The organism is Actinomadura sp. NPDC000600, from assembly GCF_040492135.1.
GTDB lineage: Bacteria > Actinomycetota > Actinomycetes > Streptosporangiales > Streptosporangiaceae > Spirillospora.
This window is the reverse complement of record NZ_JBEUPD010000003.1, coordinates 120,659-136,918: the sequence shown is the minus strand read 5'-3', so window position 1 is coordinate 136,918 and position 16,260 is coordinate 120,659. Positions and strand designations below refer to the sequence as shown.

The following is a 16,260-nucleotide window of genomic DNA, read 5'->3' as shown; positions in this document are numbered from 1 at the left end:
CGCCCGCTTTCAGGCGAGCAGCCTATCCGGGGGATGCCTGGCACAAACAGGCCAGGCGGCACCCCTGGGGCGCTGAACAACCTTGGACCTCCAGGCCGTTCGTTGGCCTTGCTGCAATCAGCAGGGCGTCCGCTACTCCAGGAGGTTCATGGGCCATGCCCACACCACAAAACCAAGCCCCTGACAAAAGCGAGGAGTGACTGCATCTGGTCTGGCTTTGGTCGTTGTTATCAGCGAATGGTGGCATACCCACTCGTCCACAGATTCTCTTCTCACCATTTCAGAGCAGATGGAAAAATGTTCCTTCTCGTTAACGAGGTTGAGGTATTACCTTCCTCTCCTGGCATCGCCCACCCACGAGCGGCAGGCTCGGCTTCACACCGACATGGCCCGAGCCTTTACCAACCGTGGCTGTCTCGACTCCGCGATCGGCCAACTCCTGGACGTCCACCAGCGTGGCGCCTGCTTCGGTTCTACTGGTTCGTAGAACGGCCTCGGGTTCTGGCGAGGGCTTCGAGGGCTGTTTCGTCGGCGTCGGGGAGGGTGTGTAGGTAGCGCTCTGTGGTGGCGATGGAGGCGTGGCCTAGGCGTTCTTTGACTATCTGTAGGTCGGCGCCGCCGTTGAGGAGCCAGGAGGCGTGGGCGTGGCGTAGGTCGCGCATGGTCGGCCTGAAGTCGAGGCCGGCGGCGGCGATGGCTGGGTTCCAGATGTTGCGGCGGAACCAGTCGTTGGGGATGTGGCCGTCCGTCATACGCGTGCGGAGGGGGCGCGGGTTGTCTTTGCCGTTGGCGCGGCGGGCGGCTCGGTAGAGGGAGAAGGCGCCTCGGCAGTAGTCGCAGCGGCAGCGGCCGGCGGTGTAGCCGCTGAGCGTGCCATGGTTGTAGGTGCGGCCCTTCTCGTTGGGTTCGGTTCGGCCGAGGGTCTCCGGGTCTGGGATCTCGGTGATGCGGGCTCGGGGCTTGTCCTGGGGCGGCATGTGGAAGAAGAGGTCGTCTCGGGTGAGGCGCGCCGCTCTGATGTGCTCTTCGAGCTTCTCGGTCATCTGAGCGCTGAGCTTGAAGCGGCGGTACTCCTTGTCCTTCGGGTAGTCCTTGACGAGGAAGTGGCCGCCTTCTGGGTGGAACTTCGGGTTGAGCTCCACGACCGTGCGGCTGACCGTGAGGATGCGCGTCTTGAGGTTGAGGTCCTTGGGACGCAGCTCGCTGAGCTCGCCCCAGCGGAGGCCGCTCTCGATCTCGGTCTCGGCCAGGAGGCGGAAGGTGCCTTCGGGGAGGGCGTTGTAGACGTCGTCGAACTGCTCGGGGGTGACGATCTGGAGAGGCTTGCGCGCGATGGGCGGCGACTTCACCCCACGGCAGGGGTGTAGGTAGGTGACCTGGTCGTCCAGTGCCGTGGTGAAGATGGCACTGGGGATGATCTTGTTGCACTGGATGGTCACGGGCTTCATGCCCTGGTTCTTGAGCTTGGCGATCCAGGCTCGGACGTGCTCGGGGAGGATGTCGACCATCCGCATACCGCCGAACTCCGGCATGAGGTGCTTGTAGATGGCGTAGGTGTAGCCCTCCCGGGTGCTCGCTTCCATCTCATGGTTCGGGAGCCAGGTGTTCTCGACGTAGTCTCTGAATCGCTGCCTTCCGCGGGCAGGTTCTCCGGTTCTCCCTTCCGAGACTTTCACTTCGGCGCGCTGCCATGCTTTGTCCGCTTCTTTCTTGCTCGCAAAGGTTCCAGCAGACCTTCGCTGGCCGCGAATGTCGTCGTAGTAGGCCGTGTAACGTGGCTTGCCGTCCTTACCCACTCTCTTGCGTGTCTGCCCCATGGACTTCCCGCCTCCCAGGCTTGATCATCTGACCCTCGTTTGACCCCGGACTGCGAGTGATGGCGTGACCCTGAAGATCACGCACTGGCAGCCGAACAGGCCATCTACCTGGGATTTTATCGAGATCCAGCGTTTTCTGCGAGCCGCAGAAAACGTACAATATGCCCTTCGGGATGAAGAGGTCGTGGGTTCAAATCCGGCCGCCCGGGACGCGAAATGCCAGATCAGAGATCGGTTCTCCAACAAGGAGCCGACCTCGAAATCTTTTTGCCGTCTTTCATCCACGGACGTTGATTCCACTTCGTCTGGCGTGGCGGCCCGATGCGGTGGTCACGAGGGTGGCGTGGTGTGGCCAGGCGATGAGACGAGGGCGCGCAGGTCCTGGTCGATGCTGTTTCTTTGAGAAAGTCGAAGGCGCGGAACGGCACGCTGTCAGGCCATTGTGACGGCCAAGAGCACCTGGATCACTCCTGCGGCTGTTCCGATTAGCGTCAGGGCGGTCATGAGCGTTTGCTTCCGCTCGATGGTCGGCTGTCCGGGCGCAGGTTCGCTGTAGTGGGGAGCCGACTCGGCACCGGGGCGAGGTGCTGGCGCGGTCACCTGCCGGGGGCTGCGGCGAAATCCCAGAATTCTGAGGAGAGCATCGGTCTTGTAGACCGCATGGGAGGGCTGGTGCGTACAAGCCATTAGCCGCCCGCTCGCGGGATTCCTGCAGGGAAAGCCTCTGCTCGTCTCGACGCCGCAGAGTGTGGGCACGGCACACAACCCATGTCAGTAGCGGCAGGATCCACAACTCTGGACGGCCGGACTTCCAAGCCGATATCGCGAGTACGATGACCGCGCCCCACCAAATCAAGATCGCGTTACGTCGCTTTTCGGCTTTGGTCAGGCGTCGCGCCATTGCTCTCCCCGTCTCGCCTTGTCGTTGCTCGACGGGGGTAGCGTAAGACTAAGCACTTCATCCGTGTATGCATTTTGGCAACTCGAGATTATCCAGTTATTCACCTCTCAACGATCTCCTAATTCCGTTTCGCTCTGGCGGTGGAATCGCCTCGTAGGCGAATCCTTCGAAAGCTGCGGACTGTCAGAAGATGCGATCTATCGCCTCAAGGAGGACGGAATCCGCCCCGACTGAGGGGGCTGACCCGCCCCCGGGATGAGCGCCTGCCCAGCACCGGCGAGACGAACTCATCGACGACTGCTCCTCCTCGGTCACCGCTTTCGCCCCGACCCCTGCCCGACGGGCGGGCAGGGGTCGGGGTGCTGACGCCGCGTCCAATGTTGGGTCTTGCAGGGGCCCGATCGTTACTCTACAAAACGTAGTACTACGCCGTGTCGTGGATAGGGGCCGGGATGCGGATTCTCATTGTGGGGGCAGGGATCAGTGGGCTCGCGGCCGCGCGGGGTCTTCTGTCCGCCGGGCACCGGGTCACGGTGCTGGAGCGGGCGGACGGTCTCCGGGACGCGGGCGGCGCGATCATGGTGTGGCCCAACGGCACGACCGTGCTGCGCGACCTCGGCGTGGACGTCGCCGGGCTCGGCACGCGGCTGTCCGGTTTCGCGATGCTCAGCGCACGCGGACGGCAGGTCATGACCATGCCCGGGGAGAAGCTGGAAGCCCGGCTCGGCGCCCCCTGTCTGTGCGTCCCGAGGGGCGACCTGCTGACCCGGCTTCACCAGGGGCTTTCCTCGGGGACGGTGCAGTTCGGGGAACGCTTCGCGCGGTACCGGCAGCAGGGCCGAACCGTGCGGAACGAGACCGAATCCGGGGCCGTCCATACCGCGGATCTCCTGATCGGCGCGGACGGCATGTGGTCCCGCGTCCGTACGGCGCTGTTCGGCGCCGGTGGCCCGAAGCCGACCGGTACGGCAACCTGGCAAGGGCTCACCCGCTCCACGCTGGATCTCGGCGGACGCTCACTTCTGCTCGCGGGCCGGGAGGGCAAGGCGGGCCTCGGGCCGGCGGGCAATGGCCGCGTGTGGTGGTTCTTCGACGTCCCGTGGACGCCCGGAGACCCCGCCGGAAGCCCCCTCGACCGACTTCGCCGGCGCTTCGGCGGCTGGACCTGGCCGGTCCCCGACCTGCTGAGCGAACTCACCGACGACGACGTGCAGATCTTCCCGAACCACCGGCACGCCATCCCACGCCACTGGGGCAAGGGACGCGGCGTACTGATCGGAGACGCCATACACGGGATGCCCCCATTCATGGCCCAGGGGGCCAATCAGGCGCTGGAGGACGTGTCCCTCCTCCTGAGCCTGCTGGCCCAGGGAGAGGGACGGCTCACGCATTACGGCCCGCAGCGTCACCACCGCGCCCGCCTCGCCTCATCGATCGCGGCCTCCGGCCGATTCGCCGACGGCCCGCTGAGCATGCTGCAATCCGAACCCGTCCTCCGCGGCATGTCAGCGGCACCCGACGCGCAGACGACGAAGGCCCTGACGACCTTCCTGCGAGCCACCAGCAACCGCCTCCGAGCAGCATGACCACTGCTGGCTGACGCCGAGCGTGGCGGATCTCAACCGCTCGGAGCCTTTGGTCCCGGAGAGCCGTTCGGTGACGGCCGACCGGTCAACTCTCATACCCGAGACGGCGCAGGCGGTCGGCCATCATGCGCGCGTCCCGTTGGTGGTCGCTGACCGAGGTGAGCTTCGGGCCGCTGTTCCGCATGTCCCAGTAGACGGCGATGACACTGCCCTGGCGGACCACGACGGCGTTCTCCGTCGACGTGACCGGCGGGCTGGCCTGGTGCCGGACGACCGTCGCGCGGGTGGCCTCGTCGCCGATCGCCAGGCGTGCGAAGGACGCGCCCTGCCCGTGGCACGTCTGCTCGTACTGGATGATGGCGGCCATCTTGCGCGCGGCGGCGCCCGGATCCGAGAAGGCGATCAGCTGTTCGCCGCGGCTGGAGGAGGTGGCCTCGTCGCCGGGCTGCGGATTGCCGTTGTAGCTGACGTCCAGGACCTTGACCACGCCGTCCATGCCGGGAGCGCCCGTGTCCAACTGGCCGCGGCAGCCGGGGACGGGGATCGGGGCGGTGTCGTCGGCGGGCGCTATGGTCCATCGGTCGCGCAGATTCCTGTAGTCGCCCTTGTCGGGATGCCGCTGCGCGGTCGTGCCGTAGATGAGGTCGCCGAGGCGCAGCGTGCGGGGATGGGCCTTCGCGGACGCGGTCGTGGAAGGCGGGGTGAGCGTCCTCTGGTCGCCGCCCGCGCCGTCGATCGCGAACACGGGAACCGCGATCGCGGCGGCCGCCGCGATCGCCGCGGCCGCCAGCCGGTTCCTGCTGCGCCGTCGGGCGCGGCGCACGATCTCGCGCGGCTCGGGTCCGGTGACGTGTGCGGTGACCTCCCGGCGCAGCCGGTCGAAGGCGTTGTCGACGTCAGGCATGCGGGATCTCCTCCTTGTCGTCCAGAAGCTCGGCGAGGCGCTGCCGCCCGCGTGAGAGGCGCGCCTTGATCGTGCCTTCCGCCACACCCTCGGACCGCGCTATCTCGGCCACCGGATGGCCGGCCATGTGATGAAGCACGAGCGCGCGCCGCTGCTCCGCCGGGATCCGCCGCAGCGCCGCGACCAGGGCGACCGACGCCTCGCTCGGCGGCGGCCCGTCGGGCGGAGGAGTGTGGCGGCGCAGCATCGCGACGGAATCGCGTGCCCTGCGCCACCGGCTCACCGCCAGGCGGTAGCCGACCCTCGCGACCCAGGCGCGCGGCTGGTCGTAGGACTGCAGCCGGCCCCACCGGGACCAGGCGCGGGTGAACGCCTCCTGCACGACGTCCTGTGCCTCGGCCATGCCGCCGGTGAAGGCGTACAGCTCGGCGACGAGCCCGGGATAGGTCGCGCGGTAGAACTCGGCGAAGGCCGTTTCGTCCGCCACGTGCTCCCCTCTCAGCCATCTTCGTTTTGAGATACACGCGGCCGGCCCCCGGCTGGTTGCAGGCAAGAACCGGGTAATCGTGCGGCACCGCCTCGGACGCGGCTCAGGCGGTCCCCTCGGCGCGCCGGGCGGTGAAGCCGGTCGCCTCGGCGTTGCTGTTCGGACGACTCGTCGGGACTTGTGGACGATCGGTCGCGCGAGCTGACGGTCCTGTACGCCGCGGCGTGCACGGCGGCGCCGCCGATGCCAGACGGTTGGCCGCTTGGCTGGTGAAGACGGCTGGACGGCGCGTCCGCCGGGACAGAGGATGAGTCGGGCGGGCTGCCTTTGGGCTTGGTCCTCGGCGAAATGGCGGGCTATTTGATGCGATCGAGGAAGGCCAGCACTCGATCGGCGGCCTGCGTTGCGGCGTGGTCGTCGTGCGACGGCAGGCTGCTGTCGGTGAACAGGTGCCTGTCGCCGGGGTAGAGGAACAGTTCGGCATTCGCCGCCGCATCGACGAGCGCCCGGGCCGCCTCCAGGTCGCCCTCCCCCGCGAAGAACGGATCCGCGTCCATGCCGTGGATCTGGACCGGAACGTCGTCGGGCCAGGCGCCGCCGAACTCCGCCACAGGGAGGCATGCTTCCAGGAGCAGCGCGCCCTTCGCGCCGGGGCGGGTCTGGGCCAGCTTCTGCGCCGGCAGGACACCGAGAGAGAACCCGAGGTAGACGAGTTCCGCGGGCAACCGCTCGGCAGCGGCGGTTCCGCGCGCGATGAGCGTGCCGAATCCGGTGGCCTCGGCGTAGCCCATGCCCTCCTCGAGGCTGTCGAACACCTGTCCCTCGAACAGGTCCGGGACGTGGACGGTGTGTCCGGCCCGTCGCAGCTGCTCGGCGAACTCAAGGACGCCGACCGTCAGTCCTTGTCCGTGGTGGAAAACCAGCACCTCAGCCATGTCGCTCCCTCGTGCTTCGGTGCCCGGACGGCGCCGCAGCATGATTATGGCCTGCGTCGACAAGTCGATACGGGGGACGGGTCGCAGGTCGGTTGAGCGGTTGCGGGTTCTGGCGAACGCTCCCAGGGCCGCTCTGTGGGTAGTGCGCGGTTGTGGCGATGGAGGCGTGGCCTAGGCGTTCCTTCACCACTTGGAGGTCGGCGCCGCCGTTCAGGAGCCAGGAGGCGTGGGCGGGGTGTGGGTCGCGCATGGTGGGCTGAAGTTGCGGTCGGCGGCGGCCAGGGCCGAGTGCCAGATCTCTTGCCCCCATCGCTTCCTCGGGAAGTGGCTGAAGCCTCACGGTGGCGCTCTACGGCATCCTCACCCACGACTTCGGTGACGAGCGCGACCCCCCCGCAGCGCCAGGTTCTCGGCCGAGCCTGTGCTGCTCCACCGGTCGGGATGACCCCTTGAAATGGTCGGGAGGTGGTTCACCTCCTACGGCGCCCTCCCCGGTTCAGGTGACCTAGCGAGATGACTCTCCGGGCATCGGGAAGCCTGGCTCGCAATCGAAGTAGCCGTACATTCCCCGGAACTTCAGCTCGGTCAGGGCGGGCAGTTCGTCCACCCACTCGGGCAGGTCATCGAGGGGGTTGTCCAGGAGGTTCAGGTCGGTGAGGGCGGTGAGGGCGCTGAGCCGGTCCGGCAGTGCCGTCAGCCGGTTCGAACTCACCGTCAGGTGGGTGAGACCGGTGAGGTTCCCCAGCCATTCGGGCAACTCGGTGAGGTGGTTGCCTCCAAGGTCGAGGTGGGTCAGTGCACTGAGGCCGGCCACCCATTCGGGGACCGCGGTCAACCGGCAGTCGCTGAGATTCAGGTAGGTGAGGGCGGTGAGATCGCCCAGCCGGTCCGGCAGGACGGTCAGGCGGTTGCAACTCAAGCTCAGGCGTCTGAGGGCGGTGAGGTTCCCCAGCGTCTCCGGCAGTCGGGTCAGTTGGTTCTCGTGGAGGTACAGGTGGGTGAGAGCGGTGAGATCGCCCAGGTTCTCCGGGAGGGCGGTCAACCGATTCCGACCAAGGTGCAATTGGTTGAGGCTGGTGAGGTTGTTCAACGTCTCCGGGAGGGTGCTCAAGCTGTTGCCGGTGAGGTCCAGATGGCGGAGAGCGGTGAGGTATCCGAGCCACTCCGGTAGCGAGGTCAGCCTGTTGGACGCGAGGTTCAGGCGCCTGACGGACGCCAGATCGCCCAATGGCCCCGCGACGGTCTCCAAGCCGAGTCCGGTCAGGTCCAATACGGCCGGATGGCGCTCGGCGGCTTCCTGGACGCGTTGATGCACTCCATGGAAATCCTGAAACGGCACTCCTGCCCCCTCCGTGCGCGGTCGTCGGTTGAGCGGACGTGGCCAGAGAGTCATCCACCCGTTCTATGCCGCCGACCGTAGAACGAGTTTCGCGGCCTTGTCTTCTCTGGCGGTCCGGGCCGTAGGGTGCCGGGCGTGGACTGGGTTGAACGGGTCACGCGCGTCCGGCGGTGGTCGCGGGGTGGAGAGCGGGCGCCGCACAAGCCTCTGCTCTTGCTGTACGCGCTGGGTTGCTTCCAGCGGTGCGGTGATGCCCCGATCTTCTACAGCGAGGTCGAGGAGCATCTTGCCGGTCTGCTGCGGGAGTTCGGTCCGCCTCGGGCCACCAGTCCCGCTTACCCGTTCCATCATCTGACCAGCGACGGCCTGTGGGAGGTGGAGACCGCCGATGGAGGAGCCAGTCCGGGCCCTCGGGTCGGCGCCCTGCGCGCTCAGGCCGCGCGGGGCCGGTTGACCGGTGAGCTGGCGGCCGATCTGCGCCGTGATCCGCGACTGCTGCCGCAGTTGTGCCGCGCCATCCTGGACGTCAATTTCGAGCCCTCCCTCCACGAGGACATCTGCGCGGCCGCCGGGATCGACCTCGAGACGATCGAGGCCGCGGTGCCGCGGCGCCGCGACCGGGCCTTCCGCGAACAGGTCATGGTCGCCTACGAGTACCAGTGCGCGTTCTGCGGCTATGACGGGTGGCTGAACGGGACCGCGGTCGGGTTGGACGCCGCGCATGTCCGGTGGTGGGCGTTCGACGGGCCCGACGACATCAGCAATGGCATCTGCCTGTGCGCGCTGCACCACAAGCTCTTCGACAAAGGCGCTCTCGGCATAGCGGACGACCGGCGGGTGACCGTGTCGGCGCACTTCGTCGGACGCGGGCCGGCCGCGCGCGACCAGGTCCACGCCCTGGTCGGACGTCCCATCACCGCGCCGCAGAACGCCTTCCCCGACGTGGACGAGCAGCACATCGCCTGGCACGCCCGCGAGGTGTTCCGTTCACCCGCCCGGGCGGCATGAGACCGGTTCCGACGCCAGGGAGCTCAGCACGGCTTTGCATTGGTGGCTGCATGTCCGGGTCTAGTGCGGGTAAAGCGGCTCCGACCGGTAAGCAGCTGAAAGGGCGGAGTTCATGGTTATCGTCGCGATCGTAGGGGTCTGTGCGGTTCTGCTGGTTCTGGCGTTCCTGCTGCCGAGGCTCTCCCGGCATCCGCAGCGGGGCACCCAACGCGCGCTGGGCGTGGGATCACGTGCGGGCTCTTCGGCCCCTGGCGGCCTCGGGCGGCTGCTGAGCAAGCCGTTCCGCAGCTCCTCGCGTGCCGTGGGACGCAGCGGCGAGGCCGGACGGCGCGCCCGCAGCCGCTCCCCGTTCTAACCCCGAGCCCGTAGAGCCATGACGTCCTTCGCCGCCCGCCCTGCCCCCAGGCGGGCGGCGACGCTTCGCTGGGAGGGTGCGGTTACTTCGGGGACTGAAGGCGGCCGGGCCAGGTGTTGTAGTGGTGCTTGCCCAGGGTGGCTTCGCCCAGGGGGACGAGGCTGTGCTCCTCCAGGGGAGCGCCGAAGTAGTGGGCGTTCGGGTCGGTGACGACTTCGCGGGGGTCGTTCCACGCGGTCAGGGCCTCGCGGAAGAAGTCGTCCATGCGGTAGCGGTCGGGGCCGGCGATCTCGACGCGGCCGTTCACGGGGGAGCCGGTCGCGACGCGGGCGACCTGTTCGGCGACGTCGTCGCCTGCCATGGGCTGGTAGAAGACCGGGGCCATGCGGACCTTGCCGTCGGCGGTGGCCTCGTCGGCGATGGCCCTGGTGAACTCGAAGAACTGCGTCGCGTGGACGATCGAGTACGGGATCGGCGACTTCTCGATCAGGCTCTCCTGGGCGGTCTTCGCGGTGAAGTAGCCGCGTGCCGGCGGACGCTCCGCGCCCACGATCGACAGGGCGACGTGGTGGCCGACGCCCGCCTTCTCCTCGGCGGCGAGCAGGTTTCCGGTCGAGGTCTCGAAGAAATTCAGGACGGCCTCGTCCTCGAAGGACGGGGAGTTCGACACGTCGACCACGACCGAGGCGCCGGTGAGGACGTCCGCGAGGCCCTCGCCGGTGAGGGTGTTGACGCCGGTGTTCGGCGCGGCGGGGACGGCCTCGTGGCCCTGCGCGGTCAGGTTCGCGATCAGCTTCGACCCGATCAGGCCGGTGCCGCCGATGACGACGATCTTCATGAGGGAGCCCTTCTCGTTGAGCGGCCGCACGGTCAGGCGGCCGGGGCGTGCAGTGCGTGTCCGCTTTTCGCCTTCACCTCTACTGTCACCGGACTAGCCCCGGAGGGAACCAGGGTGTGACCCTGGCCTGGTCACTGGGGGATCCCCGGGAACGGCGGAACGGGGCCCCAGGGGATCGGAACGTCCTCGCACTCCCGTAATGCGGTCCGACCAGGTATTACAGATAGGGACGAACCGATCGGGTGGGTGCCGGTGCTACGAGGTCGACGCGGGGAGTGCGCGGAGCTGGACGCGCTCCTGAACGGGGTCCGCGGTGGTGAGAGCCGGGCCCTGGTGCTCCACGGCGAACCCGGAATCGGGAAGACGGCGCTGCTGGAGTACCTGTCCGAGCGGGCGCCCGGAATGCGGACGGTGCGGGTCACGGGTGTGCCGTCCGAGACGGAGCTGGCCTTCGCGGGCCTGCACCGGCTCTGCGCCCCCCTTTCCGACGGGCTCGCAGCGCTCCCCGCTCCCCAGCAGGAGGCACTGCACGCCGCGCTCGGGCTGAGCTCCGGGCGCGCGCCCGACCGCTTCCTGGTGGGCCTGGCCATCCTGGGTCTTCTCGCCGAGGCCGCCCATAAACGTCCCCTCCTCTGCCTGGTGGACGACGTCCACTGGCTCGACCGGGCGTCGGTGCAGGCGCTGGCGTTCGCGGCCCGGAGGCTGCACACGGAGTCGGTCGGGGTGGTCTTCGCGGCGAGGCAGCCCGAGGACGATCTCGCCGGACTGCCCGAGATGGCGGTCACGGGGCTGCCGCACGAGGACGCGCGGGAACTGGTCCGCTCCTCCATGCCGGGCACGATGGACGAGCAGGTGCTCGACCGGTTCGTGGCCGAGACGCGGGGCAATCCGCTGGCCCTCCTTGAGCTGCCTAAGGAAGCGACCCTGAAGCATCTCGCGGGCGGATACGGGGTACCGGACATCGGGGCGCTCGCAAGCCTCCTCCAGGTCTCCTACCAGCGGCGGCTGGAGGAGCTGCCGGAGCCGACGCGGCGGCTGCTGCTGGTCGCGGCGGCGGAGCCGGGCGGGCGGCCGGTCCTGCTGTGGCGGGCCGCCGACCGGCTCGGGATCGGGCTCGAGGCGGCGTCGCCGGCCGTCGAGGCGCGGCTCGTCGAGATCGACGACCGGGTGCGGTTCCGGCATCCGCTGGTGCGCTCCGCCGTGTACTGGGCGGCGTCGCCGGAGGACCGGCGCGCCACGCATCGCGTATTGGCCGAGGTCACCGATCCGGAGCACGAGCCCGAGCGCCGCGTGTGGCATGCGGCGCAGGGCGCGGAGGCCCCGGACGAGGAGGTCGCGGCGGAGCTGGAGCGTTCCGCCGGCCGGGCGCAGGCGCGCGGTGGGCTGGCCGCGGCGGCGGCGTTCCTCGCGCGGGCGGTGGAGCTGACGCCCGACCACGTCCGGCGGCAGCAGCGCGCGCTGGCCGCCGCGCGGGTGACGCACCAGGCCGGGTCTCCGGAGACGGCGCTCAGGCTCCTGTCGGTCGCGGAGGCCGTCCCCCTCGATCAGGCCCGGCGCGGCCAGGTCGAGCTGCTGCGGGCGCAGATCGCCTTCACGATGGACCGGGGCCGTGAGGCTCCGCGCATGCTGCTCGACGCGGCCCGGCGGCTCGCTCCGCAGGACCCAGCGACGGCGCGCGAGACGTACCTGGAGGCGATCAACGCGGCGCTGTTCGCCGGGCCGCCGCCGGACGGGGCCGCCGGGGAGGTCGAGGCGGCGGCCGCGCGGTCCGCTCCGCCGCCGCCCGAGCCGCCGCGGCCGGCCGATCTCCTGCTGGACGGCTTGGCGCTGCGGATCACCGAGGGCCTCGCCGCCGGGGCGCCGGCCCTGGCGGCCGCGATGCGGATCTTCCGCGGCCCCGGCCTGTCGGAGGAGGACGGGCTGCGCTGGCTCTGGCCGGCGGGGATCATGGCCGCGGCGCTGTGGGATCTGGAGACGTGGGACGTGCTCGCCGCCCGGCACGTCCGGCTCGCCAGGGAGTCCGGGCAGACCACGGCGCTGCCTCTCGCGCTGACCCAGCGGATCGCCGTGGACGTGTTCGCGGGCGACCTGGCCGCCGCCGAGGGACTGGTCGAGGAGGTCACGGCGCTCTCCGAGGCGATCGGGAGCCCCGCGCCGCCGTACGGCGCGCTGCTGGTGTCGGCCTGGCGGGGCCGCGAGGCCGAGGGCGCGGCGCTGCGGCGGGCCGTCGCGGCGGAGGCGGCGCGCCGGGGCGAGGGGAACGGGCTCACGGTCGGCGCGTGGGCCGAGGCCCTGCTGGCCAACGGCCTCGGCCGGTACGAGGAGGCGCTGGCCGCCGTCCCCGAGGCCGGGGAGGACCGTCCGGCGGACGTGGGGAGCGCACCTTGGGCGCTGGTGGAGTACATCGAGGCGGCGGCCGGGAGCGGTGAGCCCGAACGCGCCGCCGCGGCCCTCCGGCGGCTCACCGAGGTGACGGTCCCGGCCGGGACGGACTGGGCGCTGGGCGTCCACGCGCGCTCGCGGGCCCTCCTCAGCACCGGCACGGCGGCGGAGGACCAGCACCGCGAGGCGATCGACCTGCTAGGGCGGACTGGTGTGCGCGGCGAACTGGCCCGCGCCCACCTCCTGTACGGCGAGTGGCTGCGCCGCGAAGGCCGCAAGGGGGACGCGCGCGAGCAGCTCAGGATCGCCCACGAGTCGTTCACCGTGATGGGGATGGACGCCTTCGCCAAGCGGGCGGCCCGCGAGCTGCAGGCCACGGGGGAGAACGTCCGCAAACGGGCCGGCGAGGCGGCGAGCGAGCTCACGCCGCAGGAGGCGCAGATCGTCCGGCTCGTCCGGGAGGGCCTGACGAATCCGGAGATCGGGGCCCGGCTGTTCATCAGCCCGCGCACCGTGGAATGGCACCTGCGCAAGACGTTCGGCAAGCTCGGGATCACCTCGCGCAAGCAGCTCCAGCGCGGCGGCGCCCCCGCGAGCCTTCTGGTCGATGGTGAGCGCTGACCGGCACCCCGGCGAGGTCATGGGACGTGCAGCGATCGTCCAAGAACGCGCCGGTCGCGACTAGGGCGCAAGGGGGGCGGCATGACTGCGGGTAGGTCTGTCGGCTTTCTGGGGGTCCTGTGGCTTCGGCTGCGCCGCTCGGCTCTGCGATGGCCCGCATCGGGGCGTTCTGCGCGCGCCGCCCGGTCTGGGTGCTCGTGGCCTGGCTCGTGCTGCTGGGCGCGGCGCTGGGCGGGCAGAGGGCCGTCAACGCCACCTACGACGACGAGGTCAGCCTGCCGGAGACGCCGTCGGCCGTCGGGGCGGAACTGCTCAGGACCACCGACCCCGCGGCCGCGTGGCCTACCGGCAAGGTCGTGTTCCATGTCGGCTCCGGCACGATCGCCGACCGCGGGCGGGCGGTCGGGCAGACCATCGCCGCCCTGAAGACGCTGCCCCACGCCATCACCGCGTCCGGCCTGGTGACCAGCGCGGACGGCCGCACGGCCTACACGGTCGTGTCCTTCGACGTGGACCTGATGACCCTCGGCTACCCCTACACCCGCCGGCTCGACCAGGCCACCGAGCCCGCTCGCGCGGACGGCGTCGGGGTCGCGTACGGCGGGGGCCTGGACCAGGTCGTCCGCCCGCCTCCCGTCCAGCCCTTCGGCGAGGCGGTCGCTCTCGGCGCCGCCCTGCTGGTCCTGCTCTTCGCGTTCGGCAGCGTCCTGGCCGCGCTGCTGCCGATCGGCACCGCGCTGGTCGGGGTCGGGACGGGCATCGGCATCCTGGGCATGATCGCGGGCGTGCTGACGTTCGGCACCTCGGCGACGGGGCTGGCGATCATGATCGGGCTGGGCGTCGGGGTCGACTACGCGCTCTTCCTGATCACGCGGTTCCGGCAGGACCTGATGGACGGCGGGCGCCCCCGGGAGGCGGCCGTGCGGGCCACCGCGACCGCCGGGCACGCGGTGCTGATCGCCGCGATCACCGTGGCGGTGGCCCTGCTCAGCCTGTACGCGGGCGGGCTGGCCTTCGTCGGCAAGCTCGGCTTCGCCGGGGCCGTCGGGGTCGCCGTCGCGTCCGCCGCGGCCCTGACGCTGACGCCGGCCGCGCTGGCGCTGCTCGGGCACCGCATCGACCGGTTCCGCGTGCGCCGTCCCGTCGCCGAGTCCTCGGGCAAGCGGGACCGCTGGCTCCGCTACGCCCGGCTGGTCTCGCGGCGGCCGTGGCCGTTCCTGATCGCGGGGGCCGGGCTGCTGGCGCTGATGTCGGTGCCGCTCTTCTGGATGCGGCTGGGGCACGTCGACGAGGGGGCCGATCCCGTCGGCAGCACGACCCGCACGGCCTACGACTGGATCGCGGGCGCGAGCGGGCCGGGGTTCGGGCCCGGGGCCAACGGCACCTTCTCCCTCGTGGTCGACGGGCGCCGCGCCACCGCGTCCGCCGACCAGATCACCGGTGGCCTCGACCGCGAACTCCGGGACACGCCGGGGATCGCCTCCTTCACCCGGCCCGCGCCGGGCCTGGAGAAGAAGATCCTGGTCACGACGGTGACGCCGGCCACCGGTCCGCAGACGGCGGCGACCGGCGAGCTGTTCGCCGCGCTGACCGAGCGCACGCTGCCGGACGCCCTCGCCGGCACGGGGGCCAAGGGGTACGTCACCGGCGCCGTCGCGGGCGGGTTCGACTTCCGCGACACCGTCGAGGCGCGGCTGCCGATCATCATCGGGATCGTGCTGGTCGCGGCGTTCCTGCTGCTGATGGTCGTGTTCCGGAGCCTGCTGGTGCCGCTCAAGGCCGTCGTCCTCAACCTGCTCACGACCGCGGCGTCCTACGGCGCGCTGGTCGCGGCCTTCCAGTGGGGCTGGGGGGACGGGCTGCTCGGCCTGCCCGGCCCGGTGCCGATCGAGTCCTACGTGCCGATGATGATGTTCGCGATCGTCTTCGGGCTGTCCATGGACTACGAGATCTTCCTGCTCTCCCGGATCGCGGAGGCGTGGCGGGTCTCCCGCGACAACACCGAGTCCGTGGGCACCGGCCTCGCCATCACCGGACGCGTCATCTCCAGCGCCGCGCTGATCATGACGCTGGTGTTCCTGGGCTTCACCGTGACGCCCACCGTGGCCATCAAGATGCTCGCCGTGGGGCTCGCGTTCAGCGTCATCCTGGACGCGACGGTCGTGCGGCTCGTGCTCGTCCCGTCGCTGATGGTGCTGGTGGGCGAGGCCAACTGGTGGCTCCCCCGCCGCCTGGCGCGGATCCTGCCGAACCTGGGCGCGTGACCCGAACCGAGAGGCCGCCCGCCGCGGCGTCCGCGAAGGCCGGTGATTTCGCCGATGCCCGCGGGCGCGGAGGCGATCAGACTCCGGGCGTTGGCTCGTCCCACCCCTGGAGGTTCCATGAGAAGGCTTCTCGGCTCCCTCGCCGCGTTGATCGCGGCGCTGGCGGCGTTCGGAGTCGGTCTCGCGCCGGCGCAGGCCGCCGGACCGCGGCCGGTCGTGTTCGTGCACGGGTACACCGGCAGCGCGTCCAACTGGATCACCGCCATGTCAGTGTTCCGCGCCGCGGGCTACAGCAGCGACCAGCTGTTCGCGTACGAGTACAACTCCTACGGGGACAACAAGCAGAACGCGGCGGGGCTCGCGTCGTACGTGAGCCAGGTGAAGTCGCGGACCGGCGCGTCCCAGGTCGACATCGTCAACCACTCCATGGGCGGCCTGGTCAGCCAGTACTACCTGAAGGTGCTGAACGGGAACCCGAACGTGGCGCACCTGGCGTCGATCGCGGGCGCCAACCACGGGACGACCTACGCGAGCGCCTGCACGATCTTCGAGACGTGCCGGCAGATGCTCCCCGGGTCGACGTTCATCCAGCAGATCAGCGCGGGGGACGAGACGCCCGGCAGCACCCAGTACGCCACCTGGTACTCGCCCTGCGACGGCATCATCATCCCCTACACCAGCACCCGTCTGGACGGCGCGAACAACCACTACGTGCCCTGCCAGACCCACCTCGGCTACCTGACCGACGCGGTGGTGCTCGGCGCCATCGCGCAGTTCACGAAGAGCTGAGTCCAGGAAACGCAACGGGCGGGAGGGGCGACCT

The 16,260-nt window shown here is 70.0% G+C and carries 13 protein-coding genes; 6 read left to right on the top strand and 7 right to left on the bottom strand.

Features of this window, described 5'->3' with window-relative positions; translation table 11 throughout:
- Positions 1-473 precede the first annotated feature (473 nt).
- Positions 474-1,817, bottom strand: coding sequence for a tyrosine-type recombinase/integrase (locus tag ABWI07_RS05845; protein ID WP_353817841.1), 1,344 nt, complete (start codon positions 1,815-1,817; stop codon positions 474-476).
- A 1,353-nt stretch (positions 1,818-3,170) separates the two neighbouring features.
- Here ABWI07_RS05845 and ABWI07_RS05840 point away from each other — a divergent pair.
- The gene (locus tag ABWI07_RS05840) at positions 3,171-4,304 is read left to right on the top strand and encodes an FAD-dependent oxidoreductase (RefSeq protein ID WP_353817840.1); all 1,134 of its coding nucleotides are present in this window, start codon (positions 3,171-3,173) and stop codon (positions 4,302-4,304) included.
- Between the two features lie 85 nt (positions 4,305-4,389).
- Here the strand turns inward: ABWI07_RS05840 and ABWI07_RS05835 are convergent, their stop codons facing one another.
- The 5 genes from ABWI07_RS05835 to ABWI07_RS05815 all read right to left on the bottom strand — a co-directional run bounded on the left by ABWI07_RS05835 (position 4,390) and on the right by ABWI07_RS05815 (position 7,969).
- Positions 4,390-5,208, bottom strand: coding sequence for a hypothetical protein (locus ABWI07_RS05835; protein ID WP_353817839.1), 819 nt, complete (start codon positions 5,206-5,208; stop codon positions 4,390-4,392).
- The gene (locus ABWI07_RS05830) at positions 5,201-5,695 is read right to left on the bottom strand and encodes an RNA polymerase sigma factor (protein WP_149265092.1); all 495 of its coding nucleotides are present in this window, start codon (positions 5,693-5,695) and stop codon (positions 5,201-5,203) included. The genes ABWI07_RS05835 and ABWI07_RS05830 overlap by 8 nt, the downstream gene beginning before the upstream one ends.
- Positions 5,696-6,051: 356 nt before the next feature.
- A complete protein-coding gene (locus ABWI07_RS05825) occupies positions 6,052-6,630 on the bottom strand; it encodes a dienelactone hydrolase family protein (protein ID WP_353817838.1) in 579 nt (192 codons plus the stop codon).
- The gene (locus ABWI07_RS05820; protein ID WP_235037212.1) at positions 6,623-6,880 is read right to left on the bottom strand and encodes a tyrosine-type recombinase/integrase; all 258 of its coding nucleotides are present in this window, start codon (positions 6,878-6,880) and stop codon (positions 6,623-6,625) included. Before ABWI07_RS05820 ends, ABWI07_RS05825 begins: the two co-directional genes overlap by 8 nt.
- Positions 6,881-7,135: 255 nt before the next feature.
- Complete coding sequence (locus ABWI07_RS05815; protein ID WP_353817837.1) at positions 7,136-7,969, bottom strand: leucine-rich repeat domain-containing protein; 834 nt, start codon at positions 7,967-7,969, stop codon at positions 7,136-7,138.
- A gap of 135 nt (positions 7,970-8,104) precedes the next feature.
- Between ABWI07_RS05815 and ABWI07_RS05810 the strand changes: the two genes are divergently transcribed.
- Both ABWI07_RS05810 and ABWI07_RS05805 read left to right on the top strand, forming a co-directional pair.
- Entirely contained in the window at positions 8,105-8,977 is an 873-nt protein-coding gene (locus ABWI07_RS05810; RefSeq protein WP_353817836.1) for a phosphorothioated DNA-binding restriction endonuclease, read from the top strand.
- Between the two features lie 112 nt (positions 8,978-9,089).
- Complete coding sequence (locus ABWI07_RS05805) at positions 9,090-9,332, top strand: DUF6411 family protein (protein ID WP_149262908.1); 243 nt, start codon at positions 9,090-9,092, stop codon at positions 9,330-9,332.
- An 82-nt stretch (positions 9,333-9,414) separates the two neighbouring features.
- On the opposite strand, the gene ABWI07_RS05800 is transcribed toward ABWI07_RS05805, so the two are convergent.
- On the bottom strand, positions 9,415-10,170 hold the full coding sequence (locus ABWI07_RS05800; RefSeq protein ID WP_353817835.1) for an SDR family oxidoreductase: 756 nt from the start codon (positions 10,168-10,170) through the stop codon (positions 9,415-9,417).
- A 252-nt stretch (positions 10,171-10,422) separates the two neighbouring features.
- Between ABWI07_RS05800 and ABWI07_RS05795 the strand changes: the two genes are divergently transcribed.
- The 3 genes from ABWI07_RS05795 to ABWI07_RS05785 all read left to right on the top strand — a co-directional run bounded on the left by ABWI07_RS05795 (position 10,423) and on the right by ABWI07_RS05785 (position 16,226).
- Positions 10,423-13,173: an ATP-binding protein gene (locus ABWI07_RS05795; RefSeq protein ID WP_353817834.1), complete on the top strand. Its 2,751-nt coding sequence runs from the start codon at positions 10,423-10,425 to the stop codon at positions 13,171-13,173.
- A 119-nt stretch (positions 13,174-13,292) separates the two neighbouring features.
- Complete coding sequence (locus ABWI07_RS05790; protein ID WP_353817833.1) at positions 13,293-15,437, top strand: MMPL family transporter; 2,145 nt, start codon at positions 13,293-13,295, stop codon at positions 15,435-15,437.
- Between the two features lie 117 nt (positions 15,438-15,554).
- Positions 15,555-16,226, top strand: a complete 672-nt coding sequence (locus ABWI07_RS05785; protein ID WP_149262905.1) for an esterase/lipase family protein — start codon at positions 15,555-15,557, stop codon at positions 16,224-16,226.
- Positions 16,227-16,260: the final 34 nt, after the last annotated feature.

Excerpts from the sequence above, each read along its gene's own strand:
- ABWI07_RS05840 (WP_353817840.1), top strand. The coding sequence starts at position 3,171 with ATGCGGATTCTCATTGTGGGGGCAGGGATCAGTGGGCTCGCGGCCGCG.
- ABWI07_RS05835 (WP_353817839.1), bottom strand. The coding sequence starts at position 5,208 with ATGCCTGACGTCGACAACGCCTTCGACCGGCTGCGCCGGGAGGTCACC.
- ABWI07_RS05825 (WP_353817838.1), bottom strand. The coding sequence starts at position 6,630 with ATGGCTGAGGTGCTGGTTTTCCACCACGGACAAGGACTGACGGTCGGC.
- ABWI07_RS05820 (WP_235037212.1), bottom strand. The coding sequence starts at position 6,880 with ATGCGCGACCCACACCCCGCCCACGCCTCCTGGCTCCTGAACGGCGGC.
- ABWI07_RS05785 (WP_149262905.1), top strand. The coding sequence starts at position 15,555 with ATGAGAAGGCTTCTCGGCTCCCTCGCCGCGTTGATCGCGGCGCTGGCG.
- ABWI07_RS05805 (WP_149262908.1), top strand. The coding sequence starts at position 9,090 with ATGGTTATCGTCGCGATCGTAGGGGTCTGTGCGGTTCTGCTGGTTCTG.
- ABWI07_RS05800 (WP_353817835.1), bottom strand. The coding sequence starts at position 10,170 with ATGAAGATCGTCGTCATCGGCGGCACCGGCCTGATCGGGTCGAAGCTG.
- ABWI07_RS05845 (WP_353817841.1), bottom strand. The coding sequence starts at position 1,817 with ATGGGGCAGACACGCAAGAGAGTGGGTAAGGACGGCAAGCCACGTTAC.